Raw genomic sequence first — 26,522 nt, forward strand, 5'->3', positions numbered from 1 at the left:
CAACGACTGTCCCGCCCAACGTTCTAACAAACATAAACCTTCACGCCGGCATCCGCCGGGCTAGCCGGGAGCTAAGCTCCCACCACACCGCACACGATAGATGGAAAAACCGCAGAAAGTGCTCATCCTCGGTTCCGGCGCCCTCAAGATTGGCGAGGCCGGGGAGTTCGATTATTCCGGCTCGCAGGCTCTCAAGGCGCTGAAGGAGGAAGGCATCCGTACCATCCTCATCAACCCCAACATTGCCACCGTGCAGACGTCGGACAACATTGCCGATGACGTGTACTTCCTGCCCGTGACGCCCTACTTCGTGGAGGAAGTCATCAAAAAGGAGCAACCCGATGGCATTCTGGTGGCCTTTGGCGGCCAAACGGCGCTGAACTGCGCCGTGGCTCTATACCGCGCCGGCGTGTTCGAGAAGTATAACGTGAAGGTGCTGGGCACGCCCGTGCAGAGCATCATCGACACCGAGGACCGGGATATTTTCAAGGAGAAGCTGGAGCAGATTGGCGTGCTCTCGGCCCGCAGCGTGGCCGTGACGACGATGGACGACGCGCTGGCGGCGGCCGAGAAAATCGGCTTCCCCATCATCGTGCGGGCGGCGTTTGCGCTGGGCGGCCTGGGCAGCGGCTTCGCCAACAACATGGACGAACTGCGGACGCTGGCCCAAAAATCCTTCACCACTTCCGACCAGATTCTGGTGGAAGAGTCGCTGAAGGGCTGGAAGGAAGTGGAGTACGAAGTGGTTCGTGATGCGTATGATAACTGCATCACGGTCTGCAACATGGAGAACTTCGACCCCATCGGCATTCACACCGGCGAGAGCATCGTGGTGGCCCCGTCGCAGACGCTGAGCAACCGCGAGTACCACAAGCTGCGCACCATCGGCATCAAAACCATCCGCCACCTGGGCATCGTGGGCGAGTGCAACATTCAGTACGCCCTCGACCCCGTTTCGGAGGATTACCGCGTGATTGAGGTGAATGCGCGCCTGTCGCGCTCCTCGGCGCTGGCTTCCAAGGCTACGGGCTACCCGCTGGCCTTTGTGGCCGCCAAGCTGAGCCTGGGTTACTCGCTGGCCGAGCTGAAAAACAGCGTGACGCAGACAACGTCGGCCTTTTTCGAGCCGGCGCTCGACTACGTGGTGGTGAAGCTGCCGCGTTGGGATTTGGGCAAGTTCGCGGGCGTTAACCGCCAGATTGGCAGCGCCATGAAGAGCGTGGGCGAGGTGATGGCCATCGGTAAATCCTTCGAGGAAGCCATCCAGAAAGGCCTGCGGATGCTGGACACCGGCAAGCGCGGCTTCGTGGCCAACCGCCCCGAGGACGACCTCGACCACGCCGAAATCGACCAGCTCCTGAGCGAGCCCAACGAGGAGCGCATCTTCGCCATCAACAGCGCCTTCGAGGCCGGCTACACGCTGGAGCAGGTGCACCAGCTGACCAAGATTGACCACTGGTTTTTGCAGCGTTTGCACACCATTTTCGAGCTGGGCAAGCAGCTGGCCGCCGGTCGCGCAACCGGCATTGATGGCCTGGAAACCAAGCTGCTGCGCGACGTGAAGAAGGCCGGTTTCTCCGACCAGCAGATTGCCGTGCAGCTGCTGGGCGAAGGCGACGTGAAGTCCGACGAGCTGCTGGTGCGCGCCCGCCGCAAGGCCCTGGGCGTGCTGCCCGTGGTGAAGCAGATTGACACGCTGGCGGCCGAATTCCCGGCCAAAACCAACTACCTCTACACCACCTACCACGGCGCCGAAAACGACCTGACGCGCGAAACCGCGCAGTCGGTGGTGGTGCTGGGTTCGGGCGTGTACCGCATCGGCTCGTCGGTGGAGTTTGACTGGTGCGGCGTACAGGCCGTGCAAACGGCAGCGGCCGAGGGCTACAAAACCATCATCATCAACTACAACCCCGAAACCGTGTCGACCGACTACGACGTGTCGGACCGGCTGTATTTCGAGGAGCTGAGCTTCGAGCGGGTGATGGATATCCTGGATTTCGAGCAGCCCGGCGGCGTGATTCTGAGCACCGGCGGCCAGATTCCCAACAACCTCGCCACCCGCTTGGCCGACGCCCACGCGCCCATTCTGGGCACCGCGCCGGCCCGCATCGACGAAGCCGAAAACCGCCACAAGTTCTCCAGCATCATGGACGAGCTGGGCATCGCGCAGCCGCGCTGGAAGGAGTTGACTTCGCTGGAAGCCATGAACGCCTTCGTGCGCGAAGTTGGTTTCCCGGTGCTCATCCGGCCGAGCTACGTGCTGTCGGGCGCCGCCATGAACGTGGTTTCCAACACCTTCGAGCTGGAAGCCTTCCTGCAAACCGCCGTGGAGGTGAGCGACGAATACCCGGTGGTGGTGTCAGAATTCATCCAGGAAGCCAAGGAAATTGAGCTGGACGCGGTGGCCGACCACGGCGACATCGTGAGCTATGCCATTTCCGAGCACGTGGAGTTTGCCGGCGTGCACTCCGGCGACGCCACCATGTACTACCCGCCCCAACGGGTGTACGTGGGCACCATCCGCAAGCTGAAAATCATCGCCGAAAAGATTGCCAAGCGCTACGAAATCAGCGGCCCATTCAACATTCAGTTCCTGGAAAAAAACGGGGAAATCCGGGTGATTGAGTGCAACATCCGCGCCTCGCGCAGCTACCCGTTCGTATCGAAAATATCGGGCAACAACCTCATCAAAAAAGCCACGCAAATCCTGCTGGGCAAGCCCGTAGAGCGCGACGAAAGCGAGCGGATTTACGACCTGCCCTTCGTGGGCGTGAAGGCCCCGCAGTTCTCCTTCACCCGCCTGCCCGGCGCCGACCCGGTGCTGCGTGTGGATATGGTGAGCACCGGCGAAGTCGGCTGCCTGGGCGATACCGCCGAGGAAGCCCTGCTGAAATCGATGCTGAGCGTAGGCTACAAAATCCCGCAGAAAACGGTGCTCATTTCCGGAGGCCCCATTATCTCCAAAGTGGCCCTGCTCGCGCCCGCCGCGCTGCTCGTCAAAAAGGGCTACACCGTGTACGCCACGCAAGGCACGCACCGCTTCTTCGCCGAAAACGGCATCCCAAGCAGCCTCCTCTTCTGGCCCGATGAGCTGCAGGAGCCTAACGTGCTGACCTATCTGAAGGAAAAGAAAATCGACCTGGTCATTAACATCCCCAAAAACCTGTCGAAAGGCGAGCTGGATAACGACTACAAAATCCGCCGCACGTCTGTGGATTTCGGCGTCGGTTTGCTGACGAATGCGCGGCTGGCGAAGGCGTTTATCCAAGCCTTCTGCTCGCTGGAAATGAAGGACTTGAAGATTAAGAGCTGGAACGAGTATAAGGCGATGTAGTTTTTGAATGGCAAGCAGAATGGCCAATTAATCAGCAGCAAAACAATGACGAGTAGAGGCTACCTCAAAACAGGTTTAGGTATTGTACTTGGCCTGTTCATTTCTCTTATCTGCGTCGTTTTGTTCTTTGATAGCGCTTGGTTTCGGCAGCCGCCTAAAGAAACTGCTGGAAACGACTTATTCGGCCAGCCAGATGTGCTTTTGAACTTGGAATGTAGCCATGACTTTATTGGACTGACGAATCATGGTGAAGCTTTTGATTTCTACGAATACACTGTTTCCTCTTCGAAGAAACTAATCACTATTCCGACTGAAAATCTACCCAACTTCACGGAAGCGCAGTATGGTCAATCCACACGTCCGTTGCAGTCAATCGAACGTTCAAAATGGCTACCCACACCTGCCCATACTGAAGATAAGCTTCACATAAATTCAACTGGATTTGGCAATCTGCAAGACTTTCGGTGCAGCAGACAATTCGTAGAAAATCAGTACCTCCACAAACCCGGCAACTACTACGCATACTTTTCAGCTTATCCAGTTGGCAGCTTTGTATATGTATGGGTTCCTACTGAGCAAAAGCTCTTTTTGATAAGGAAAAGAGGTTAACAATTACACAATGAAAAACTTCACCTCTTTCGCCGATGCGGGCGACTATAAGGCCCTGTTGCAGCAAGCCCTCGAAATCAAGGCTAATCCCTACGGCTACCAGCACATCGGGCGCAACAAAACTGTTGGGCTCATCTTCTTCAACCCCAGCCTGCGCACCCGCCTCAGCTCGGTGAAGGCGGCCTACAACCTGGGCGCGCAGGCCTGGGTGCTCAACGCCGGCGCCGACTCCTGGACCCTGGAAATGGCCGACGGCGCGGTGATGAACGGTGGCACCCAGGAGCACATCAAGGACGCCATTGCGGTGATGAGCCAGTACTGCGACGTGCTGGGTGTACGCACCTTCCCCACCCTCAAGGACAAGGCGGAGGACTATGGCGAAGTCGTATTCAACAAGATTCTGCAGTACGCCACCGTCCCCGTTATCAGCCTGGAAAGCGCCACGCTGCACCCGTTGCAGAGCTTCGCCGACCTGATTACGGTGGCCGAAACCAAGCAGAAGGAGCGCGTGAAAGTGGTGCTCACCTGGGCCCCGCACGTGCGCGCCCTGCCTCAGTGCGTGCCCAACTCGTTCTGCGACTGGTTCGCGGAAATCGACTGGGTGGATTTCGTCATCACCCACCCCGAGGGCTACGAGCTGGACCCCAGATTCACCAAAGGCGCCCGCATCGAGTACGACCAGAAGAAAGCCCTGGAAGGAGCCGACTACGTGCAGGCCAAAAACTGGAGCAGCTACCAGGATTACGGACAGGTGCTGGGCAACGACCCCGCCTGGATGCTCACCCCCGAGCACATGGCCCTGACCAAAGACGCCAAGTTCCTGCACTGCCTGCCCGTGCGCCGCAACGTGGAAGTGTCCGATGCCGTGCTCGACGCGCCCGGCTCGCTCATCATCCAAGAAGCCGGCAATCGGACCATTTCTATGCAGACGGTGCTGCACGAACTGCTGAAGTAGCGGCGGGTAGGAGAAGTGAATTTTACATAGATTTTTATGTATATTAACGGGCTGTCTGGTTGTCGCCCGCCTGCGCTTCATTTAACTGCCTAGCCATGAAAATGCCAGCTGTCTGCGTCCTGTTGCTACTGTTGGCCGGGGCTGCTTCCGCGCAAACGGTTTCTCCTCCTCCGAGCACACCCGCCACGCCGGTTCTCCCAGACTCAGTGCGCAAGCCAACACCTCCCGCTGCTGACCTGCAGCAGGGAACCATGGCTTCGCCGGCCCCGGTTGAGCCGCAACCGACTAAAGTGAAGGAGAAGCGCAAGCGCACCCGTATGCGCACTAACCCCAACTTTCCGGAATAGCCAAACTTGATGTCCAGCCACCAGAAAGGCCGGGCTGCCCCGCAGAGCAGCCCGGCCTTTCTGGTGGTTTTACCGGCTAAATACGGCTGCCTGAACCGGCACCAAACGCGTGTGGCTGGGCTTTTGTGGACTGAATCGGACAGTTTTTTTCACTGACCGGATTTGGCGCAAGATGCTGGCTGCATGGCTTTACTGCGGCATTTGGGGTGGAGGTGAGCTGGCAGCCCTGGTGGCAATATGAAGCCCAGTCTGAACCATGAGGGGCAATGTTGCGTTAGAGGCTATTCAAAAGACAGCCAAGCGGCTGACTTGAGTAGTTCACCTTCAATTTTGACTTACATGAAAAAGCTACTTGCTATTGCCGCCGTGCTCGTAACCGGTATGTCTGCTGCCAACGCCCAGACCACCAACACCACCACCACGACTACGGTGCCGACCCAACAAAGCACCACCACGACGATGCCGGATCCGGCGACTGGAACCATCAATTCCACGACCACCACGATGCCAGCTTCTACGACGACCACCGTTGAAACGCAGTCTGCTACCAGCGTAGCGCCCGCCACCACGCTGCCCGCCGATGCTAAAGTGAAAGACAAGAAGAAGAAGCGGAAAGTGAAAACCGATTCTAACTAAGCAGTACGGCTTCGGCCGATTCTGTTCTGAGCCCGGCCGCACCAGTTGCGGTCGGGCTTTCTTTTTGCTTGTCGATGCCCGCTGCCGTTCGCACCTTTAGCCAGCCCAAACCGGCCCCTATGAATGACCCGGAAATCCGAGCCCTACTTTACCCGTTACTGTTGGGTGGCGTGTACATTGATGAGCTACCCACCGGCACCACCCGCGCCGACGTAGTGCACATCACGCCGGACTTTCTGCACGGCTACGAGGTGAAAGGCGATGCCGACACGCTGCAGCGCGTGCCCAACCAGCTGCGCTGCTACAGTGAAGTCTATGATTTCGTGACGTTTGTGGTGACGGAAAAGCACCTGCCCAAACTGCTGCCGCTGCTGCCCGACTGGGTGGGCGTGCTGGTGGCAGCAGAGGAGGAGCTGCGCCCGCACCGCGCCGCCCGCTACAATGCCACCGTGGAGCCCGCGCCGCTGGCCAGCCTGCTGCTGCTGGAAGAGGTGAAGCAGTTTCTGCTGGCCCGCGGCCTGTACGGCGTAAGCAGCCTGCGCCGGGCGGAGGTGCTGCATTTTCTGCGCACCACGCAGCTGGTGCCTCTTTCCAGCCTCGCCCAATATGTGCGCGAGCGGCTGATGGCGCGCTTGCCCGAGCGTATGGCTGCCCGCGCCGAACGCAAAGAGGAACGGCAGCGGCTGGCCGGCTTACGTAAACGGCGCCAGGCCCGCAAAGCCGCCCGCAAGAAAGCCCGGCCCGCGCCGGCAGCCACCAAACCTACCAAAAAGACGCCCAAGTCTAAAGGCTGAGCGTGAGCTGCTTGCCGATGAAATCTTCCGGCGTTTCGAGGTTGGACAACGAAACCCCCAGAAGCCGCACGCCCTTGGGCAGCGGCAGGCAGCCCTGCACTAGCTCCTGGCTGATCTGAGCCAGAGCGGCCATACTAGCCAGCGGCGCCGGCAGCGTCCGGCTGCGCGTAATCTGCTGGAAGTCGGCGTACTTGACCTTGAGCGTGAGCGTGCGGCCCAGCAGCCCGGTGCGCTGGCAGTAGCCCCAGACCGAGTCTAGGCAGGGCTGCAGGCCCTCGCGCAGCTCTTGAGGCGTGTGCAGGTCTTCGGCGAAGGTAGTTTCGGAGCCTACCGACTTGCGCACCCGGTCGGGCACGACGGGGCGGTGGTCCTGGGCGCGGGCAATAAGGTAGTAGTGCCCGCCTGCCTTGCCGAAGTGCTGGCGCAGAAATGCCTCCGACTGCTGCCGCAGATCCAGCCCGCTGAAGATGCCCAGCTGGTTCAGCCGCGCCGCCGTGGCCGGCCCGATGCCGTGAAACTCGCCCACCCGCAGCTGCGCCACAAACGCCAGCCCCTGCTCGGGCCGAATCACGAACTGGCCGTTGGGCTTGCGGTGGTCGGAGGCCAGCTTCGCCAGAAACTTGTTGTAGCTGATGCCCGCCGAGGCCGTCAGCTGGGTCTGGCGCAGAATTTCGGCCCGGATTTCGCGCGCCACCTGCGTAGCCAGCGCAATGCCTTTCAGGTTCTCGGTGACGTCGAGGTAGGCTTCATCCAGGGAAAGAGGCTCGATGAGGGGCGTGTACTCGGCAAAAATGGCCCGGATCTGCCGCGACACTTCCTTATACACCTCGAAGCGTGGCTTCACGAACACCAGCTCCGGGCACTTGCGCAGCGCCGTGCTGGAAGGCATAGCCGAGCGCACCCCAAACTGCCGGGCCTCATAACTCGCCGCCGCCACCACGCCCCGCGCCCGCGAGCCACCCACGGCCACGGGCTTGCCGCGCAGCGTCGGGTTGTCGCGCTGCTCCACGGAAGCATAAAACGCGTCCATGTCGAGGTGAATGATTTTGCGGGTTTCGGACGAAGTGTCCACGGCTGATACCTTACGGCTTGGTCTTAAAATACATGGTGCCCGGGCGCAATTGTCGCTGTAGAGGCTCCAGTTTCATGGTACGGCGGCGCTCGTCCAGCTTGTCGAACCCCGCTGTCGGCAACAACGAGTCTATGGTTTCGCCGAAAGGGCGCACTACCCGGGCCGATTGCGTGCCATACTGCTGAGGCAGCCCTTGATTGATCAGAGCCCGGTCGAGGTAAGTGGCGTAATCGGCGGACGGCAGCCTTCTGGCTTCATAAAGGGCCTCTACGCGGGGCAAATACTGCAGCTGTACGGAATCCGGAGCATGCTGAAGCAACAGAAAAGCAGTTCCGGCTGCTTCGGTACCGGCCTGGGTTACCGCGGGCCAGCCGTGGTGGCGCTCCAGCTGCTGAAATGTCGCCAGCCGCACAGCATCCTGCCGCAGCAGCCAGCGGTTGGCCGTATCCGCCACGGTTGATTTAAATCCATGTTGCCTGAACACTGCGAAAATGGCCTGACGGTCTTGCCAGTCAGCGGCGCTGAGCGAGTCGAGCCTGGCCGCAAGAGCCGGGGATGCAAAACGGGCTGCGTGTTGTGTCGGCCGAGTGCAGGCCGCCAGCAGCATAGTTATAGCAAGCAGACGGGTGGTCATGGGGGAAACTTAAAATCGGCTCGGTTTATCTGAAGTAGCGGCCAAACTTAGGGGCCGTTGGTTGTGCTCGTCAGTCCTGCACCGGCTCCAGCGGTACCGGCTGCACGGCAGATTTCGGCTTGCGGCTGACCAGAAACACACCGCCGAAAATCAGCAGCGCCTGCCAGCCCCGGTCCCAGGTCAGCACGTCTTTGCCCAGGCTCACGGCAATGAGCACGGCCAGGGCCGGCTGCAGGTAGATGTAGGCCCCCAGCAGGGCGGGGGAGGCGTATTTCAGGGCCCAGTTGTTGAGCAGGTAGGCCAGAATCGTGAGGCAAATCACCATGTAGGCAATGGCGGCCCAGATGCTGGCCGGGAAGCTGGCGTAATCGGGCTGCTGCACCTGCTGCCAGCCGGCCGGCACCGCAATAAAGGCGCCCACCAGAAAGATGCGCGCCAGTACCGTGAACGGGTGATACTTGCGCATCAGCGGCATTACCAGCACCAGGTACACCCCAAACGCGGTGGCGTTGAGCAGGATGTAGACGTTGCCCAGCAGTCCGTCCTGCCCGCCGGCCGCCACCGGGCCTTTGCTCAGGATGATGCTGGCCGCGCCGGCGCCCGCCAACACGATGCCCGCCAGCCGGGGCAGCGTCAGCCGCTCGCCCAGCAGCACCGCCGAGGCCAGCACCGTCACGACCGGCGCAATGGTCTGGATGAGCGAGGCGTTGATGGGCGAGGTTAGGTTGAGGCCCGAGAAGAACAACAGCTGGTTCAAGCCGATGCCCAGGATGCCGCATGCCACGGCCCGCAGCTGGTCGGCGCGGCCGGTGATGCGGTCCTGCGGCGCCACCAGCCGGCTCAGGATGCCGAAAAACACCGTCGCGCCCACCACGCGCAGCAGCACCAGCCCAAACGGACCCATGTACTGCGGCATCACATCCTTGGAAATACTGTAGTTGGCGGCGTAGATCAGCGCCACCACAAAGAGGGCCGAGTGGACCTTAGCGGAATTTTTCATTGGGGCGAATGTAGCGTAAGCTTTAGCTTGCGCCGTAACCCATACGTACTAGGGCAAACCCACGGCCACGCCGTTTCATCTCCTTCCGGCGCAAGCTGAAGCTTACGCCCCCTCCAATATGTCCACCGGTTCCCTTTTCGATTCTGATCCTACGCCGGCCTTTATCCCGCCTGCCGCGGCCAACGCGCCGCTGGCCGAGCGCCGCCGTCCCCGCACCCTCGACGAATACGCCGGGCAGCAGCACCTCGTCGGGCCCGAAGGCGTGCTGCGCCGCTACCTCAGCGCCGGCCGTCTGCCCAGCCTGATTTTGTGGGGCCCGCCCGGCGTGGGCAAAACCACCCTGGCCAACCTGCTGGCGCAGGAACTGGGCAAGCCGTTTGCCTCGCTCAGCGCCGTGAATGCCGGCGTGAAAGACGTGCGCGAGGTGATAGAGCGCGCCCGCAAGCAGCGCGGCACGGTGCTGTTTATTGATGAAATCCACCGTTTCAGCAAAAGCCAGCAGGATGCGCTGCTCGGCGCGGTTGAGCAGGGCATCGTCACGCTCATCGGGGCCACCACCGAAAATCCGTCGTTTGAGGTGATTCCGGCCGTGCTGAGCCGGGCGCAGGTGTACGTGCTGGAGCCGCTGAGCAAGGAAGTGCTGACCGGCCTGGTAGACAAAGCCCTGGCCGAGGACGCGCAGCTGCAGCAGCGCAAGGTGCGCATGCAGGAGTACGGCGCGCTGCTCACCATCTCGGGCGGCGATGCGCGCAAGCTGCTCAACCTGCTGGAAATTGTGGTGGAAGCCAGCCGCCCCGACCCCAAAACCGGCGAAGTTGTCATCACCGACGAGGGCGTGCAGCAACTGGCCCAGCAGCACCTCGCCCGCTACGACAAAGGCGGCGAAATGCACTACGACGTCATTTCGGCCTTCATCAAGAGCATCCGCGGCTCCGACCCTAACGCCGCCCTCTACTACCTGGCCGTGATGCTGGAAGGTGGCGAGGACGCCAAGTTCATTGCCCGCCGCCTGCTCATTCTGGCCTCCGAAGACGTGGGCCTGGCCAATCCCAACGCCCTGATTCTGGCCCAGAGCTGCTTCCAGGCCATTGCCGTGATTGGCATGCCCGAGGGCGACATTATCCTGGGGCAGACCGTGGTGTACCTCGCCACCTCGCCCAAGAGCAACGCCAGCTACAAGGCCATCCGGGAGGCGCGGGCGCTGGTGCGGCAGCAGGGCGTGCAGCCGGTGCCCATCCCGCTGCGCAACGCCCCCACCAAGCTCATGAAAGACCTCGGCTACGGCGGCCAGTACCAATACTCGCACGACTACCCTGGCAATTTCGCATACCAGGAGTTTCTGCCCGAGGCCCTCAGCGGGACCGTGTTCTACCTCCCCGGCCATAACCCCGCCGAAGCCAAAGCCCAAGAGCGCCTGCGCCAGCTCTGGGGCGAGAAGTACGGCTATTAATCACAGATTTTGCAGATTTTTCGCTGATTACGCAGATGTAGGATCGATATAGAACAGCCCTGGTCCGGCGGCTTTTACATCAATCCTACATCTGCGTAATCAGCGAAAAATCTGCACCATCTGTGATTTAAAAGCCGCCAATCCAAGCCACGCAGGCAGCCGAATCAATAACTTGCCGTCTGGTTGTTATACCGAAAGCAAAACGCCGCTTGCGCCGTCTGCATCAGCGTCATCCTCCTTCATCTGCAACATCTGCGATTCAATGAGACAATTCTTTAAGTACGTGCTGGCCACGCTCACGGGCCTGTTCGTGTTCGGGGTGCTGGGCTTTGTGCTGCTGATCGGCTTCGTGGCCGCGCTGGCCTCGTCCGACACCGAAGTAACCGTGGCCAGCGACTCGGTGCTGGAGCTCAAGCTCGACAAGCCGATTGCCGAGCGCGAAAGCCGCACCTCGTTTGGCTCCATCGTCAGCTCCCAGGCCGATAACATCGGCCTCGACAACCTGAAAGCCACCCTGCGCCGCGCCAAAAACGACTCCGATATCAAGGGCATCTTCCTGAACGTGGAGCTGGTGCAGGCCGGTATGGCCTCGCTGGAAGAAGTGCGCGACGCGCTGCTGGACTTCAAGAAGTCGGGCAAGTTTGTGGTGGCCTACGCCGATGCGCAGTCGGAGAAGAGCTACTACCTCACGTCCGTCGCCGACCGCATCTACCTCAATCCGCAGGGCACGCTGGAATTCAACGGCCTCAGCTCCGAGACGATGTACTACAAAAACCTGTTCGAGAAGGCCGGCATTCAGCCCCAGATCTTCCGGGTGGGCTCGTTTAAAAGCGCCGTGGAGCCGTTTTTCCGCGAGAATATGTCGGATTCGGCTCGCCTGCAGACGTCCTCTTTTCTGAACTCCATCAACGACTTCATGCTGGGCCACATTGCCACGGCTCGCAAAATCGCGCCCCAGCGCCTGAAAACCATCAGCGACTCGATGCTGGTGCACAACGCCGACGACGCCAAGCGCCTCGGCCTCGTCACCAACCTCGGCTACTACGACCAGGCCCTCGACTACATGAAGGGCAAGCTGGGCGTGGAGAAAGACGAGAAGCTGAGCCTCGTGAGCCTCACCGACTACAGCAAAGCCGACGACGAGGAAAGCAGCAGCGGCAGCAACCGCATTGCCGTCATCTACGCCGAGGGCGACATCGTGACCGGCAAAGGCAGCGGCAGCAGCATCGGCAGCACCCGCTTCGCCGAAGCCATCCGCAAAGCCCGCCTCGACGACAAGGTGAAGGCCGTGGTGCTGCGCGTGAACTCGCCCGGCGGCTCGTCGCTGGCTTCCGACATCATCTACCGCGAAGTGCTGCTTACCAAGAAGGTGAAGCCCATCATCTGCTCGATGTCGGACGTGGCGGCTTCGGGCGGCTACTTCATTGCCATGGGCTGCGACACCATTGTGGCCCACCCGAACACCATCACCGGCAGTATTGGCGTATTCGGCGTGCTGCCCAACATCCAGCCGCTGCTGCGCGACAAGCTGGGCGTGACGACGGACCGCGTGACAACGGGCAAGTTCTCGGACTTCCCCACCATCACGCGCCCGCTCACGCCCTTCGAGCAGAGCCAGTTCCAGAACGAAATCAACCGCATCTACGCCGACTTCACCACCAAAGCTGCCCAGGGCCGCAACATGCCTGTGGAGCGTCTGCGCGGTTACGCTTCCGGCCGCGTATGGTCGGGCTCCGAAGCCAAGGCCCGTGGCCTCGTAGACGTGCTGGGTTCCATGGATGATGCGTTGCGCATTGCGGCCCGCCGCGCCAAGCTCAAGGAAGGCGACTACACGCTGCAGGCGTTGCCACGCCAGAAGTCGTTTATGGAAAACATCTTCAGCGGCATCAACGAGGAAGTGCGCATGAGCCTGGTGAAGCAGGAAATGGGCCCGCTGTTTCCGGTGTACGAGCAGTACAAGAAGCTCTCGGAAATGAAAGGTGCCCAGGCCCGCATGCCGTTTGAGCTGAATATTCAATAGGTATCGTCTGTCATCCTGAGCTTGCGAAGGATCTTATCACGCCGGAACGAGTCGTTGCAACGCTTGCTGTTCTCACGATACGTTCTGACCTGATAGGATCCTTCGCAAGCTCAGGATGACAGTTTTTTTATCAATGTCCACCACAATGCAACACCTCCACGAAGCCGCCAACCATATTCGCCCGCTGCTGCAGGGCTTTGAGCCCGAATTCGGTATCATCCTCGGTACCGGGCTGGGCGCGCTGGTCAAGGACCTGACCATTCACCACACTATCCCATACGCCAGCATCCCGAACTTCCCGGTTTCGACGGTGGAAAGCCACTCCGGCAACCTGCTGGCGGCCGAGCTGGGCGGCCGCAAAGTGTTGGTGATGCAGGGCCGCTTTCACTTCTACGAAGGCTACACCATGGAGCAGGTGGTGCTGCCCGTGCGCGTGATGAAGATGCTGGGCATCCGGAAGCTGTTCGTGAGCAACGCCGCCGGCGGCCTGCACCCTGACATGAACTACTCGGACCTCATGCTCATCGACGACCACATCAACCTGCAGCCCACCAACCCGCTCATCGGCAAAAACCTCGACGAGCTGGGTGCCCGCTTCCCCGACATGCTGGAGCCCTACGATGCCCGCCTGCTGCGCCAGGCCGAAGAGACCGCCCGCAGCCTCGGCTTCGCCGATAAGGTGCGGCGCGGCGTGTACGTGAGCGTGCCCGGCCCCATGCTGGAAACGCCCGCCGAGTACCGCTACCTGCGCACCATCGGGGCCGACGCGGTGGGCATGAGCACCGTGCCCGAGGTCATTGCGGCCGTGCACATGGGGCTGCCGGTGCTGGCCATCAGCGTCATCACCGACCTGTGCTCACCGGGCAAGCTCAAGCGGGTGGAAATAGCCGACATCCTGCGCGTAGCCGCCGCCGCCGAGCCCCGCCTCACGGCGCTGCTGCAGGCCGTCATCGCGCAGCAGGACTAACGCGCATGTAGCATAGGCTTCAGCCTGTGCCGGCTGGCGACCGAAACGGCTTCAAGGCGAACAAAAAAACGGCCGCTGCATCATGCAGCGGCCGTTTTTTTGTTCGTAAAATCACTTGATTATGGCTGGGCGGAGAAGGTGTAGACTTCCTGCTGGTTGTTCTTGTTGAGCGCGCCGTACTGCAGGCCGGTGTCGGAGATGCTGACGAGGTTGTACTGGTGGTCGTCGCCTTTGTGGTCGGTGAAGTGCAGAATGGTGTTGCCGCTCATCAGCATCCAGGTGCCGGCGTAGGTGGTGCCGTTCACGAACTGGTTTTCGGTGTAGGTGCCATCGGCGCGGAACGTGAGGCTGAACCGGTCTTTGATACCGGTGCCGGTGCTGGTAACTTGGTTGTTTTCCCGGATTTCATCGAGGCGCCAGCTACCGGTCGTGAGGGTTTTGATGGGGCCGAAAGCGGGCGTGGGGTCGTCTTCCTGGCAGCTGCTGAAGACAAAGCTGAGCACGGCCAGCAGGCAGAGTAAACGGGTTAAGTAGGGTAGGCGCATAAGGGAAGAAAAAGATAAAAGTGAAAGGATATAACGTAGAGTAAGTCTAGCGCAGGAACGTTGTATGCCGCCGGATTTTTATTTCCGCCGTGCGGTGGCCGCTACGGGATGATAATCTGCTTCCGGTCGTAGCTGAGCACCGTGAACACGCCCAACCCGCCCTGCACCGTGCTCTTGATGGCCGATGGCTGCGCAAACGGGTTGCCGTTAGCGTTGCGCGCATCGTTCACCGACTGCCGGAACAGGTAGTAAGGCTGGTCGAAGTGGTAGAGCGTGACCAGCAGCGTGTCGCCGGGGTCGAAGCGGTAGCTGGTGCCGAGCGTGTAGGGGCGGCCATCGTTGAGGCGGTCTTCCACATCGTAGTCGATTTCGGCCTCATCGGAAATACTGTCGCGGTGAATCTGCAGGCGGTAGTAGTCACCCAGGCCGGCCGGGTCGCGGAAGTTGGTGAGCACGAATGCTTCGCGCTGGGTTGGTGGCAGGTCGTTGAACTTATACTCCACCGAGTCGATGGGCACCCGCGCCGGCACGGTGGCCGTGCCAGTCAGGCGGCGGCCTTTCGTGTCCACCACTTCCAGGCTGAAAACGTCGCCGGGACGCGCCACCAGCGGGCGGCGGCCCATGTGGGTGTAGCCTTTGCCCGTCACCGGGTCAACGCCCGGGAAAAAGCGTATCACCTCCACCTGCCCGTTGGCCAGCGTGAGGCGCACCGTTACGTCGGTAGGCAGTACGGGCTCGGGGCTGGCCAGGTAGGGCACGGTTTCCGTCACGGTGAGGCGCGGAATCTGGCCGTCTTCGAGGTAGCACTCCGCCACCAGCTGGGCTGGCAGGGCTGGCAGCTCCACATCAATATTCTGCTCCAGGTCGCAGGAAGCCGTGAGGCCGGCTAGCGTCAACAAGCTGGCGGTGGTGCGTAAAGCTGAAAAACGGGTCATAGAGCCAGACATAAGCAAAAAGGGCAGAAGCAAGCGGTGTCAGCTACGAAGGAAATCAGCCCAAACCGAGCCGCTCACAAAATCCGTGAACCGAAGGACAGCGAAGCTAAATCCGAAAAATCCGGTTGAATCCGTGATTAGAACTTGAAGTTGTACGTGACAGCCGGAATGGTCGGGAACAGTGACACCTGCCGGGCGCGGTAGCTGGTGACGGGCGTATCCTCGCCGCCGGCCCGCACTTGGTCGAAGTACACGAAATAGGGGTTGCGGCGGTTGTAGGCGTTGTATACGCTGAACGTCAGGTCGGATTCCGGCACCCAGCGGTTGGGCTTCAGCTTCCACACCAGCCCCAGGTCGAGACGGTTGTAGGGGGCCAGGCGGAAGGTGTTGCGGTCAGGGTATACGGGTACCGCCGACAGGTCGCCGCCGAAGATGTCCTGCACGGCAAAGCGGGCGGCGGGCAGCGTGGTGGCATTGCCGGTGGTGTACACAAACGAGCCGGTGAGGTTCAGGCGCTCGGTAAGCTTGTGCAGCACCACTACGGTCAGGTTGTGGCGGCGGTCGAAGCTGGGGTAGAACACGCGGCCCTCGTTGATGCCCGTGGTGCCGCGCTGGGGCAGAAACTGGCGCTTGCTCCAGCTCAGCGTGTACCCGATCCAGCCGGTGGTGCGGCCGGTTTTCTTTTCCAGGTACAGCTCGTTGCCATAGGCCCAGCCTTTGCCAAACAGGAACTCTGAGTCCAGGTCCGGATTCACGAACAGCTGCGCGCCATCCTTAAAGTCGACTTGGTTCTGCGCCCATTTGTAGTACACCTCGTTGGTGAGCAGGTACTTGCCGTCGCCGAGCAGGAAGCTCACACCGGCCGCAGCCTGCTGCGAGCGTTGCGGCTTCACCGACTGCCTAGACGGATACCAGATATCGGTGGGCAGCGTGGCACCGGAGTTCGTGACGAGGTGCACGTACTGGTACATCAGGGCGTAGCTGGCCTTGAGCGAAGTTTTGGGCGTGAGCGAGTAGCGCGCCGACCCGCGCGGCTCCAACCCGGCGTAGCTATTCGAGCCACTCTGGAAACCACTCAGGCGCAGGCCGTATTCCAGCTGCAGCTTGTCGGTGGCCTTGAAGTTGTCGGAGGCGTAAAGGCCGCCTTCCAGGCCCCGGTATGCCACATCGGAGCCGATGCTCAGGCGGCCGTCGGCGGAGCCGGCCTGCAGGCGGCCCACGCCAAAGCGGTGGTTGATGAGCTGGGCCCCGAACTTGAAAGCGTGCCGGTCGTTGGGCGTGTAGTCGAGGTCGGAACGCAAAGCCAGGTCCTGGATATCAGAGGCCAGATTGAAGCTGAACTGGTCGAGCTTGTTGGTGACGTCGTACTTGTAGTTGGTGTACGAGGCGGTGGTGTTCAGAAACAGGCGCTTGTTGAACACGTGGCTCCAGCGCGCCGCACCCAGTGTGTTGCCCCAGCTGAAGTTGAAATCGAAGCCGCCCTGCGAGCCGAACCCGAAGACGTCGCGCCCCAGGTATCCGCTCAGAAACACCTGGTCCTTGTCGCCGAGCTTGTAATTGCCTTTGGCGTTGAAATCGTAGAAGTAGTAGTCGGGAATGGGGTTGTAGTCGGGGTTGTTTTCGCTGGCCTTATTGATCTGGCGCGTGAAAACGTCGAAATACGTGCGCCGCCCCGACAGTAGAAACGAACCTTTGTCCTTCACGATAGGGCCTTCCACCGTCAAACGGGACGAAATCAGGCCGATGCCGCCGCTGGTGACGATTTTCTGGTTGTCGCCTTCGCGCATCTTCACATCAATCACCGACGACAGCCGCCCGCCATATTGCGCCGGAAAGCCTCCTTTGTAGAGGTCCACGCTTTGTACGGCATCGGGGTTGAACACCGAAAACAGCCCGAACAAGTGGGCCGGGTTGTACACTACGGCATCGTCCACGAGCACCAGGTTCTGGTCGGAGGAGCCGCCGCGCACGAACAGGCCGGAGGTGCCCTCACCGCCGTTTTGCACGCCGGGCTTGAGCTGCAGCGTTTTCAGCAAGTCCACTTCCCCGAACAAAGCGGGTAGCAACTTGGCCTCGGCGGCCGTGAGGCGCTCTACGCTCATCTGAGTGGTTTGCAGCTTCTGCTCCAGCGTGCCGGAGCCCTCCACCACCACTTCGCCCAGCGTGTTGCTGCTCTCGGCCAGCGTGAACGACAGACGTTGGGCGCGCGTTAGGTTCAGGTCGCGGGTTTGGCTCTGGTAGCCGATGAAGGAGATGACCAATTGATGACGGCCCGCCGGCAGCAGAAACGAGTAGAAGCCGGTGGAATCGGTGGTGGCCCCGGCAGCCAGGGCCGGCACCACTACTGAGGCGCCGGGCAGCACGCCCCGGCTGGCGTCGCGGATGTAGCCGCTGAGCCGGTAGCGCTCCTGGGCCTGCGCCGGGGAGCTGCCCGCCACGCTCCACAGCAGTAGCAAACCAATCAGATACGAAAAGTAGCGCATGAGCAACAAGCAGGACGGAGGCCGCAAAGGTACGTGCCCCGCACTGCCCAACACCGGCCCGGCCCGGATGGTTTGGCCGATTGTCCGGCTCCTGCCTCGTAAGAGGCTGCTAGCTCAGAAAAGGTTGTACGGCCTGCGTAAGCTGCCCGGCCGGCACCGCCCCGGCCTGCCGCCACACCGGCTGGCCCTTATGAAACAGAATCAGCGTAGGGATACTCTGCACGCGAAACTGCTGGGCCGCCGCCGGATTGCGGTCCACATCAATCTTGATGACTTTGAGCTTGCCCTGGTGTTGCTGGGCCAGCTGCTCCAGTACGGGCGCCATAGCTTTGCACGGGCCACACCAGTCGGCGTAAAAGTCAACCAGCACGGGCATGCCGGGGCTGTTGATGATTTCGGAAAAGGATTTTTTGGGCATGATGGAAAGACGCAAAGTAAAAGAGGAGCGGCAAAAGCTGCCAAAGCCCTAATACGTAATCTGGCGTCTGGCGGCACACAACGGCCATAAAAAAGGCCCGCAGCCGAAGCTGCGGGCCTTTGCAGGCAGACCCTTACCGGGCTGCTATGGCTTCTTCTGCTCGATTACGGACACGTCGTTGGTGGTTTCGGGCAGCGAGAATTTGCCGCCCACCACTTTTTTGCCGCTCACCTGGCACTCCCAGCTGTAGCGCCCGGGCAGGGCCCGGGCTGCCTCGCCGGTCTGGGTTTTGAAATAGTCGGGCTCCGAGGGTTCAGAAGGAAAAATAACGTCTACGCCGTTCTGGCCGCCGGCTACCTGCTTCACCAGGATGTACTCTTTGCCGGTGGTTTGGTTGGTCACCACAAACTTAGCGGTGTAGCCTCCCAGCTGCCCGAACTTGTCCATGACGCCGAGCTTGAGGTAAGGGTCAGTGGAAACCATCCAGGTCTGGGCACTTGCCTCGGAAGGAGCCAGGCACCACAATGCTACCAGCAGGCCCACCCCCCGCAGCAGCGACGACAGATGATGGAAAGGAGAGAGAGTAGAAACGCGCATGGGCAACAAGGTAAAAGTGAAGTATATCGCAGGAAGATGCTAAAAGGGAAAAAATCGAGAATGCAGCTTGCTGACTAGCTCTATCCCAACCAAATATAGAAGTATTTCGACACGTGCCGTACGGCCGTATTTTATTTTTTGTGGTTTTTTATTGCGCCTGGCAGCCGGAAACCGGGGCTGGCTTTTAACGGTTCTAGGGCTGTCTATGCCTCGTCGCCGTCGTCAAACTACCTTGCTTCCCGGCTCAGAATCTCGTGCTGAAGCTTCCGAAACCCGTTGTGGCCTGTGCGGGCGGGAAGTGCAGCATACTTCGCGGCACCATCTGGTGCCGCGCGAAGAAGGCGGCCGCCACGGCCCTACGGTGGCGCTTTGCCAGCCCTGCCACAGCACCGTGCACCTACTCCTCGACAACCGCGAGCTGGCCCGCCGCTACTGCACCATCGAGCTGCTGCAAGGCGCCGAAGAGCTGCAGAAATACCTGCACTGGGTGCGTCGCAGCAAAATAGAACGCATCCGCAACCGCCGCGGAAAAAGGTGATGGGGTGACAGGTGATGAAGTGATGGGGGTGATGAGGAAGAACGTCATTCCGAGCTTGCGAGGAATCTCGCGTGCTGATGTTGCGAGGCGTGTTCAGCATCTGCGGATAGGCCAGCGTACTCATGCGGCCGCTATGCATTTTCGGGGGGCGAGCAGCCCGTTTCACGTCCCAACGTTGCCAAGCATGTAGATTTGCCCCACAACGTCAGCACGCGAGATTCCTCGCAAGCTCGGAATGACGTTCTTCCTCATCCTCCCCTCATCCTCCCCTCATCACCCCACTTTGCAGCCCAGATACTTCGTTCCGTTTCAGCAGCTGCGCCGGCAGCCTACTATCGTGGTAGATAGCACCGGACTGGGGGCGGCACTCACGCTGGCGCACTGGCGCGGGGCCGCCACGCCCACGCCGTTGCGCGACGACACCAGCGCGGGCTCGGTGCTGCGGGCCCTGCGCCATCCTCACACGCCCGGGCTGGCCGCCGCCGCCGTCACGGCCAATCATTTTGACGTGGATGGCTTTGTGGGCGTCTGGGCGCTGCTGAATCCGGCGCTGGCGCTGCAGCACGAGGACCTGCTGCGCCTAGTGGCTACGCTGGGCGACTTTCGGGAGCTGGACTGGCAGCACCCGCAGGCCCGCCAGGCGCTGCAGTTGGTGTGCTGGCTGAATGCCGAAGAGAAAACGCGGTTCTACGAGCCGTTTGGCGCCCCAGCCCGCCGCCGCCGCGAAGACGAGGCCTCGGCGGAGAAGTTTGCCTGGTTTCTGCCCCGCTTCGGTGATATTCTGCAAAACCCGGAGCCAGGCCGCGCCGTCTGGGAACCGGAATACAGCAGGGTGCTCCAGGCCGTGGCCGTGCTGCACAGCGCCGCTACCACCGTGCGGCGCTACCCGCAAATCGGGCTGACGGTGGTGCGCACGCCGGAGCCGCTGCCGTACTACGCCCTGTTCAGCGCCAGCCGCGGCACCGATATGGTGCTGAGCCTGTACGACGGCCAGCGCTACGAATTCGAGTACAAATACTCCACCTGGATTGACCTGGAAAGTCGCCCCACGCTGCCGCGCCTGCCGCTCGATACCCTGGCCGCCCGCCTCAATGCGCTGGAAGCCACCCCGCGCCGCTGGACCCATGACGGTATCACCGACACGGGCCCGCTGCTGCGCCTGAGCGGCAAAGGCCTCACGAAAGCGCAACGCTACGCCGACCCCGACCAGCGCCCACTATACGCTTCGTCTATTCCTGCTGAAGTGCTGGAGCAGGAAGTAGTACGATTTTTCGAGGCCGCCTACGCTGGTGTCGAGCCCCGGCGGTACTGGAGCTGGGCGGAAATAAGGGCCGTTTCGGCCTAGCCATATATCGGTGTAAAATAGCCGCACCAGACAGCAGAATGGTCATCCTACTGCCTGGTGCGGCTATTTTGCTGCTACTGATTTGGTTGGACACCAGTTTGGTGTACCCCGTCGGTTGCCGGCTGGCTGGTGGGTTATTTGCGGTTTTTAGCCAAGTAATCCGACGTGGATTTCAATAAGGCTTTTTGGGCATCGGTAAGAGCGTGCGCGGCGCTGATGCGTGCATAATAGCGCTCCATTTCTTTGTTTACTGTGCGCAGGCTCGCTTGCACGTCTTCCTTCAACTTTTTGGGATTGGTAGGTGGGCTTTGGACGGCAGCGGTGCTAAGGCTGCGAAAGTTATTGACGGCCTTGGCCAGTTGCTCGCCCGCCACCAGTTTGTCACTCAGTGCCGCATCCCTGACGAGCTGGGTAGCGGCATTCTGGTCGAAGGTGTGGGTGGCCAACTGCGCGGTAAGGCCCGTGAGGGAGAAGGGGGCCGGCATGGCCGGTGGGGAGGCCAAATCAAAGCCCAACAAGCTCGTGGTCAGTGAAGAAAGGGTATCGCTGTATGCGGTAAGATTGGCCGTCAACCCGGCGCCTTCCTGCTTTTTCCACCACGATTTGTCCGTTAGGCTTTCGTTCAGATTGCGCAGGTTCTGCTGTGCCCTGGCCGGGAGCTGCTGGGCCTGCAGTGCATTGACAACTTGGCCGGGCAGAAATACCTCGCGATAGTTTTTCACCGTAAGAATATTCAGCTGCTTCTCGTCTTTTTTCTGTTGAAGTGCGGCCTGTTGGGGGTTAGCAGCCGGATGCTGTTCACGTCGTTGTTGCTGCTGCCGGGCTAGCTGCGCGAGTTTCTCGATGGCGGCCTGCTCCAGCTGCTGCTGCTTGGCCTGAGCCTGCGTTAGCTGCTCCGCCGTCATTGGCCCGCCGCCCAAGCCCGCCCGTGGCCTGAGCATCTGCCGGTTCTGAAAATCCTGGTTCCGCTGACTCGTCATGCGGTTGAAATCCTGGCGGGACTGCTGATTCATCTGCATCATGTTGCGCCCGGTCTGCGCAAAGCAGGATAGCGGCAGCAGCAGCACTAACAGTAAAGATTGTTTCAAAGGACAGAGGATAAAAGGTGAAAAAGTGGTTTTGCGAGCCATGAATCGAAGCTCCAAAGCAAAGAAAGCAAATACCATTCAGCAGAATGCTCTGCGGGTTTTTCGGGCTTCTGCTACAATGCCCCGTTGAACCCTAGCACCTGCAGGGAGCTGATGCCGCCGGCCCCTTTCCGCACGCTGATCTGGGTGCTGACGCGCTCCTGCAGGGCCTCCACGTGCGAGATGATGCCGATGGTTTTGCCGGTGCCCTGCAGCATTTCCAGCGCCGAAAGCGCAATGTCCAGCGTGTCGGGGTCGAGCGTGCCGAAACCTTCGTCTATGAACAGCGTGTCGATCTGGGTTTTGCGGCCCGCCAGCTCCGAGAGGCCCAGCGCCAGGGCCAGACTTACCAAAAAGCTTTCCCCGCCCGACAGCGAGTTCATGGTGCGCACCGCGCCAGCTTGATACTCGTCCTGGATGAGCAGGTCGAGGTGCTGGTCGGGGTTGCGCAGGATGCGGTAGCGGTCGGAGAAGCGGTGCAGGTGGCGGTTGGCCAGATCCACGAGGCGGGCCAGGGTGAGGCCCTGGGCGAATTCGCTGAATTTTTTGCCGTCGGCCGAGCCGATCAGCTCGGCCAGCTGCCGCCAGCGGCGTGCTTCCTGCTGCTGGGTTTCCAGTTGGGCGGCCAGTGTGGCGTGGCGCTCCTGGCCGGAGCGGTGGCTGCCGAGGCGCTCCTGGCGTTGGCCCAGCTGCTGGTTGAGGGTGGCCAGCTGCTGGCTGCTGGTTTCCAGGTGGTGGTTCAAGGCGTCTAGCGGCTCGGTGGTGAGGGCGCGGGCTTCTTCCTGCTGCAGCTGCTGCTCGGTTTCCAGCAGGGTGCGGGCGGCCAGTGCTACTTCCTGCTCGTGGCGGCTGAGCTGCGCCTGCAGGGTGGCCGCCTCGGTTTCGGGCAGGAGCAGGGCGGGCAGGGTGGCCGGGTCGGGGGCGAGGCCGGCGGCCTGCAGGGCCTGCGTGAGGGCCGTTGTGCTGGCGGAGTGCGCCTGCTGCTGCTGGGCGGTGTCGTGGGTGAGCTGCTGCAGGCGGGCCGCCGCCACCGTGGCGGCCGTTTCCTGCTGCTGAAACTGCTGCTCGGCCTGCTGGCGCTGGGTTTCAGTGGTGCGCACGGCCTGCTCCAGGCGCTGGCGCACGGCGGCCAGGTCGGCATCGGGTAGCAGGGCGTGGCGCTGCTGCTGCTGCTGCTGGATGGCTTCGTGCTCAGCGGTCAGTTCTGCCAGCCGGGCCGTCAGCCACTGCTGCAGCTCATCGCGGCGCTGGGTGGCGGCTTCGGCGCGCCCTTTGTTCAGGTCCAGTTCCCGCTCAAGCTTATCCACTTCCTGCTGCTTGCTTCGAAATTCAGTGCCCGCACTTTCCAGACTGCGCACCAACTCGGGGCCATTTTCACCCGAAAATTTCAAGCCGAATGAAAGCAGGAGGCTGGAAATGAGCTCCTTGATTTTCGGGGCTTGCTCCTGCGAATCCTGCAGCCGGGCCGTCAGGCGCTCCAGCTCCTGGCGGAGCTGCTGCTGCTGCTGCCGGGCGTGCTGCTGGTCGGTTTCAGCTTTGGTCTGGGTGAGCAGCGCCTGCTGCTGCTGCTGCTCCAGGGTGCGGATTTCCTGCACCAGGCCGCGCACCGTAGCGGGCACCGTGGCTTCTTCCGCTTCGGTTAGCAACCGGATAACCGGTGTTTCGGCCGGTGGCGCAAGCTCAGTTTCCAGCAGCCCCCCAATACTGACGAGGCGGTTGAGGCGGCCTTTCAGCGCCACCATTTGCTGGGTCAGCTCCTGCTCCCGCGCCTGGTCGCGCAGCACCGAGGCCTCGCTGACACCCAATACGCCGGCGGCATACGGATGCTCCAGCGCACCACACAACGGGCACGGCTCATGGGGCGTGAGGTGGCGGCGGGCCTCCTCGTGCGTGAGAATGAGCTGGTGCGCCTGCATCAGCCGGCGCAGGTCGTGGAGGCTGGTTTCTAGCGCTGTGTTTTCGTGGTGAAGCCGGGCTACGTGGTGCGTAATCTGCTGGTGCCAGTCGTGGCGCAGGGCGGCGGCGGCGGCCTGCTGGGTGGTGGTAGCGGCAAGCTGCGCCCGGGCTTCCTGCAGCAGCTGGGTATTGCTGGTTTCAGTGGCGGTGGCGGCCGTCAGCTGCTGCTGACATTTGCCGGTTGCCTGCTGCAGCTCGGCTATTTCTGCCTGAATATGCTGCCAATCCTGGAGGTAGCCACTGAGCGGCGCCAGTGCTTCGGCGGCTCCGCTCAGCACCGCCCGGCGGAGCAGCCACTCGCGCAGCTCCTGGGCCTGCCGGGCCTGCACCTGCGTCTGCTCGGCCGACTGTGCCGCTTCCCGGTTCTGCTCTTTCCACAGCGTGTTGCGCTGCTGATATTCCTGCTTGCCTTTGTCGAGGCGCTGCCGGGCTTCCGCCATCAGCAAATCCAGCTGCTCGGCTTCGCGCAGTCGTGGCTCCTGCTGCTGCCGGGTGCTGGTGGCTTGGTCGTAGGCGAGGTGGGCGGTAGTGCGGGTGGCTTCGGCGGTGGCGCGGCGCTGCTCCAGCTGCGGCAGCTGCGTCTGGAGCTGCTGGGTTTCCTGGCGCAGGCGGCCGAGTTGGGCTTCCAGCTGGCGCAGCAGGGCGTAGTCGGTGGCGAAGGGCGCGGCCTGCTGGTGCAAAGCCAGGCGCTGGCGCAGTGGGGCCAACGTTTCGGCCTGCCCGTTTAGCTGGTGCTGGCGCTGCTGGGTGGCCAGCACGTTGCGGTGCAGCTCCTGCAGCCGCAGGTGCCACTGCCGGGCTTCACGTAGCTGCTCCTGGGCGGCGGTGGCGGTGGCCAGCTGGCGCGCAAACTCCTGCACCTCGTCTTCCAGAAACGCCACTTCCTCTGCCGACAGCAGCGTGACGCCAGCCAGCCCGGCGCGCAGCTGCTCTACTTGCTGGGTTTCCTGCTTGGCGCGCTCAAAGGCCGCCCGCGAGATGTCGGAGTACTTTTTGGTGTCCGTGATTTTCTCCAGCAACTGGGCCCGCTCGCCGGCCGGGGCCTTCAGAAAGCGGGTGAAGTCGCCCTGGGCCAGCAGCACCGAGCGCAGAAACTGCTTGTATTCCAGGCCGCTCAGTTCGGCTACCCGCACGGGCACCTGCCGCTTCATTTCCTCCAGCAGCGGCCAGGTTTCGGTGCCGTCGTCGGCCATTTTTCGCTCGCTCAGCTCCATGCTGGGGGGCTGCAGATTGCCTTCGGGCCGCTTGCGGGCCCGGTACTGCCCCCATTTGGAGCGGTAGTGCTGGCCGTTCACCTCAAATTCCACCTCGGCCCAGCTCTCGCCGGTGCCGTGGCTCATCACGTGCTCGGGGCCGGTGGCCTCGTGGCGCGGCACCTGCCCGTAGAGGGCCAGCGTAATGGCGTCCAGAATAGTGGTTTTGCCCGCGCCGGTGGGCCCGGTAATGGCAAACAGGCCCGCGTCCGAGAGGGGCGTCTGGCTGAAATCCACGGTATGCTCGCCGCGCAGGGAGTTGAGGTTGAAGAAACGGACGCGGAGAATTTTCATGGAGAGGCAACGACTAACGGGTAGCTGCCACGAATTTCAATAAGCGGAAGCACTAATTTGAGCTTCTGCAAAGGTAACTGGCCCTGCGGGCAATACCTTCTCTGAAAATCATGCCCTTTGAGTTGGGCGCCTTGGCCAGATTCAGCACAGTATCTTGGCCGCTATGAAATTTTCGACTGTATTACTGTTATGCTCAGGCTTGTGGTTAGGTGCATGCCAACCAGATTCTTCCACCCCAGAAGTAGGCAAGGGTGATGTTCAGACAATTGACACGAAGCAGATCCATATTGGAACCGTTGTACACGATTCGCTGACGAAACAGCAAGTGGAGCAGATTACACGTATCCAAGCCACATTTGCCGAGGTATATCCGGTCAGCTTAGCCGAAACCATCAACAATTTTCAGCGTGATGTTCATCCAGACCGGGAAATAGCCGTGTGGGAAATGATGGCTGCCGCTTATACACGCTACCTGAGCAACCAGTCTCATCCACTCGGCTTGCCTCATAGAAAAGAAGCATTTACGTTGCTGTTGATGCGCTCTATGATGCCTGCAGCCGAAGCTAAGCGTAACGCTAACCTGCAACTGCTGACTACCACCGAAGTAGAGAGAATTCTGGCATATTATGAAGCCGGTCCAAGTCCGATAGTAGTCAAGAAACAATAGCAAAGCCGATGAACCGTCTGCCGCTTGCCATTCTGCTTTTGATGCTCACCGGGGCCTGTGCGCCGGTGCGCCCCGTTTCGGCCGTCGCCAAGCCGGCGTATTCGCCGGTTTCGCCAGAGCTTTACGCCACCATTGCCCGGCAGGACAGCCTCATGTTCGCGGCGTTCAACCGCCACGACCTCGCGCAGCTACAAACCTACTTCGCCGAAGACCTGGAGTTCTACCACGACAAAGGCGGCCTGGCTAATTTCCAGCAATCCATGGAGGGCTTCCGGCGCCTGTTCGAGCAAAACAAAACCACCGGCCTGAACCGCCAGCTGGTGCCCGGTACCCTGGAAGTGTATCCCATCAATGGCTATGGCGCGGTAGAAACCTACCAGCACCGGTTCTGCCACGTCGAAAACGGCAAGGACGACTGCGGCACGTTCAAGAATATGATGGTGTGGCGCCTGAAAGAGGGGCGGTGGCAGGTGACGCGGGTAGTGAGCTACGACCACTAAGGCGCCCGGCCACACCCTGCCAGTGTACCTGACCGGCACGGCCGCG

At 61.3% G+C, this 26,522-nt stretch carries 22 protein-coding genes; 12 read left to right on the top strand and 10 right to left on the bottom strand.

The features are described 5' to 3' along the window. Nucleotides 1-100: 100 nt before the first annotated feature. The 5 genes from carB to O3303_RS01150 all read left to right on the top strand — a co-directional run bounded on the left by carB (nt 101) and on the right by O3303_RS01150 (nt 6,675). The gene (carB, locus tag O3303_RS01130; RefSeq protein WP_269560230.1) at nt 101-3,334 is read left to right on the top strand and encodes a carbamoyl-phosphate synthase (glutamine-hydrolyzing) large subunit; all 3,234 of its coding nucleotides are present in this window, start codon (nt 101-103) and stop codon (nt 3,332-3,334) included. Between the two features lie 3 nt (nt 3,335-3,337). Further along, on the top strand, nt 3,338-3,943 hold the full coding sequence (locus tag O3303_RS01135) for a hypothetical protein (RefSeq protein WP_269560231.1): 606 nt from the start codon (nt 3,338-3,340) through the stop codon (nt 3,941-3,943). 10 nt (nt 3,944-3,953) lie between these two features. Continuing rightward, on the top strand, nt 3,954-4,898 hold the full coding sequence (locus O3303_RS01140) for a Rossmann-fold NAD(P)-binding domain-containing protein (RefSeq protein ID WP_269560232.1): 945 nt from the start codon (nt 3,954-3,956) through the stop codon (nt 4,896-4,898). Between the two features lie 686 nt (nt 4,899-5,584). Further along, entirely contained in the window at nt 5,585-5,881 is a 297-nt protein-coding gene (locus tag O3303_RS01145) for a hypothetical protein (RefSeq protein WP_269560233.1), read from the top strand. A gap of 119 nt (nt 5,882-6,000) precedes the next feature. Further along, nucleotides 6,001-6,675 carry a sce7726 family protein gene (locus tag O3303_RS01150; RefSeq protein WP_269560234.1) on the top strand — a complete coding sequence of 225 codons (675 nt, stop codon included), beginning with the start codon at nt 6,001-6,003 and terminating at the stop codon, nt 6,673-6,675. Here the strand turns inward: O3303_RS01150 and dinB are convergent. The 3 genes from dinB to O3303_RS01165 form a co-directional block, all read right to left on the bottom strand. After that, the gene (gene dinB / locus O3303_RS01155; RefSeq protein WP_434086419.1) at nt 6,665-7,705 is read right to left on the bottom strand and encodes a DNA polymerase IV; all 1,041 of its coding nucleotides are present in this window, start codon (nt 7,703-7,705) and stop codon (nt 6,665-6,667) included. The two genes, O3303_RS01150 and dinB, sit on opposite strands and share 11 nt — an antisense overlap. 52 nt (nt 7,706-7,757) lie before the next feature. After that, entirely contained in the window at nt 7,758-8,381 is a 624-nt protein-coding gene (locus tag O3303_RS01160) for a DUF6624 domain-containing protein (protein WP_269560236.1), read from the bottom strand. A gap of 70 nt (nt 8,382-8,451) precedes the next feature. Further along, nucleotides 8,452-9,381, bottom strand: a complete 930-nt coding sequence (locus O3303_RS01165; RefSeq protein WP_269560237.1) for a DMT family transporter — start codon at nt 9,379-9,381, stop codon at nt 8,452-8,454. A 118-nt stretch (nt 9,382-9,499) separates the two neighbouring features. Between O3303_RS01165 and O3303_RS01170 the strand changes: the two genes are divergently transcribed. The 3 genes from O3303_RS01170 (at nt 9,500) to O3303_RS01180 (ending at nt 13,818) form a co-directional block, all read left to right on the top strand. Continuing rightward, entirely contained in the window at nt 9,500-10,831 is a 1,332-nt protein-coding gene (locus O3303_RS01170) for a replication-associated recombination protein A (RefSeq protein ID WP_269560239.1), read from the top strand. Between the two features lie 262 nt (nt 10,832-11,093). Continuing rightward, on the top strand, nt 11,094-12,851 hold the full coding sequence (gene sppA / locus O3303_RS01175; RefSeq protein ID WP_269560240.1) for a signal peptide peptidase SppA: 1,758 nt from the start codon (nt 11,094-11,096) through the stop codon (nt 12,849-12,851). A gap of 145 nt (nt 12,852-12,996) precedes the next feature. Next, nucleotides 12,997-13,818: a purine-nucleoside phosphorylase gene (locus tag O3303_RS01180; protein WP_269560241.1), complete on the top strand. Its 822-nt coding sequence runs from the start codon at nt 12,997-12,999 to the stop codon at nt 13,816-13,818. A 119-nt stretch (nt 13,819-13,937) separates the two neighbouring features. On the opposite strand, the gene O3303_RS01185 is transcribed toward O3303_RS01180, so the two are convergent. The 5 genes from O3303_RS01185 to O3303_RS01205 form a co-directional block, all read right to left on the bottom strand. Beyond that, nucleotides 13,938-14,363 carry a lipocalin family protein gene (locus O3303_RS01185; protein WP_269560242.1) on the bottom strand — a complete coding sequence of 142 codons (426 nt, stop codon included), beginning with the start codon at nt 14,361-14,363 and terminating at the stop codon, nt 13,938-13,940. 101 nt (nt 14,364-14,464) lie between these two features. After that, nucleotides 14,465-15,298, bottom strand: coding sequence for a DUF4249 domain-containing protein (locus O3303_RS01190; protein ID WP_269560243.1), 834 nt, complete (start codon nt 15,296-15,298; stop codon nt 14,465-14,467). Nucleotides 15,299-15,435: 137 nt separating this feature from the next. Continuing rightward, nucleotides 15,436-17,781: a TonB-dependent receptor gene (locus O3303_RS01195; RefSeq protein ID WP_269560244.1), complete on the bottom strand. Its 2,346-nt coding sequence runs from the start codon at nt 17,779-17,781 to the stop codon at nt 15,436-15,438. 109 nt (nt 17,782-17,890) lie between these two features. Further along, nucleotides 17,891-18,199: a thioredoxin gene (trxA, locus tag O3303_RS01200; RefSeq protein ID WP_269560245.1), complete on the bottom strand. Its 309-nt coding sequence runs from the start codon at nt 18,197-18,199 to the stop codon at nt 17,891-17,893. 144 nt (nt 18,200-18,343) lie between these two features. Then, entirely contained in the window at nt 18,344-18,796 is a 453-nt protein-coding gene (locus tag O3303_RS01205; RefSeq protein WP_269560246.1) for a hypothetical protein, read from the bottom strand. Nucleotides 18,797-19,094: 298 nt separating this feature from the next. Between O3303_RS01205 and O3303_RS01210 the strand changes: the two genes are divergently transcribed. Next, nucleotides 19,095-19,334 carry an HNH endonuclease gene (locus O3303_RS01210; protein WP_269560247.1) on the top strand — a complete coding sequence of 80 codons (240 nt, stop codon included), beginning with the start codon at nt 19,095-19,097 and terminating at the stop codon, nt 19,332-19,334. A 235-nt stretch (nt 19,335-19,569) separates the two neighbouring features. Beyond that, nucleotides 19,570-20,679 carry a DUF6687 family protein gene (locus O3303_RS01215; RefSeq protein WP_269560248.1) on the top strand — a complete coding sequence of 370 codons (1,110 nt, stop codon included), beginning with the start codon at nt 19,570-19,572 and terminating at the stop codon, nt 20,677-20,679. 134 nt (nt 20,680-20,813) lie between these two features. Here the strand turns inward: O3303_RS01215 and O3303_RS01220 are convergent, their stop codons facing one another. Together O3303_RS01220 and O3303_RS01225 are read right to left on the bottom strand one after the other, a co-directional pair. Next, the gene (locus O3303_RS01220) at nt 20,814-21,767 is read right to left on the bottom strand and encodes a hypothetical protein (protein WP_269560249.1); all 954 of its coding nucleotides are present in this window, start codon (nt 21,765-21,767) and stop codon (nt 20,814-20,816) included. A gap of 113 nt (nt 21,768-21,880) precedes the next feature. Beyond that, nucleotides 21,881-25,309, bottom strand: coding sequence for an AAA family ATPase (locus tag O3303_RS01225; protein WP_269560250.1), 3,429 nt, complete (start codon nt 25,307-25,309; stop codon nt 21,881-21,883). 163 nt (nt 25,310-25,472) lie between these two features. Here O3303_RS01225 and O3303_RS01230 point away from each other — a divergent pair, with 163 nt between their 5' ends. Together O3303_RS01230 and O3303_RS01235 are read left to right on the top strand one after the other, a co-directional pair. Beyond that, nucleotides 25,473-25,976 (top strand): hypothetical protein, encoded by a 504-nt coding sequence (locus O3303_RS01230; protein ID WP_269560251.1) that lies wholly within the window; start codon nt 25,473-25,475, stop codon nt 25,974-25,976. 8 nt (nt 25,977-25,984) lie between these two features. Next, a complete protein-coding gene (locus tag O3303_RS01235) occupies nt 25,985-26,476 on the top strand; it encodes a nuclear transport factor 2 family protein (RefSeq protein ID WP_269560252.1) in 492 nt (163 codons plus the stop codon). The last annotated feature ends 46 nt before the right edge of the window (nt 26,477-26,522 follow it).

The organism is Hymenobacter canadensis, from assembly GCF_027359925.1.
In the GTDB taxonomy this organism is placed as follows: Bacteria; Bacteroidota; Bacteroidia; order Cytophagales; family Hymenobacteraceae; genus Hymenobacter; species Hymenobacter canadensis.